The organism is Paenibacillus sp. VTT E-133280 (assembly GCF_002264385.1).
GTDB classification, from domain to species: domain Bacteria; phylum Bacillota; class Bacilli; order Paenibacillales; family Paenibacillaceae; genus Paenibacillus_AQ; species Paenibacillus_AQ nitricinens.
Genome location: NZ_NFUX01000184.1, coordinates 1 through 323, shown reverse-complemented (window position 1 = coordinate 323; position 323 = coordinate 1). Strand labels below are relative to the sequence as shown.

Genomic DNA, 323 nt, shown 5'->3' with positions numbered 1-323 from the left:
GAGTCGATCGTTCCCAGTCCTGAATTTTTAACAGTTGCTTGGAGTTTCTGCACCATAGGATCCCTCTTCAACTCATCCCAACCCATCAGAGTAGCAACCGAGGTGATCAGATTCGTGACTGCTTTCTGAGCCGTCGTCGGGATAGAAGAATTCCCTATTGCACTTCCGCCCCCAAACCTTTCGAACATACCGCCAAGAACACCGAGCTGTTGAAAAAGTTGATTTGCCTGCCTCTTGTTCTCATCCTGTGCGCCTTGAACACCTTTTATTGCACCTCGAATGATGTCTTCCAGTTTTTCCGCTTCTACCGTCAGTTCGTTGAT

At 48.0% G+C, this 323-nt stretch carries 1 pseudogene; it reads right to left on the bottom strand.

From position 1 onward, the window contains the following. Nucleotides 1-323, bottom strand: a pseudogene (locus CA600_RS31485) (hypothetical protein); the annotation flags it as partial.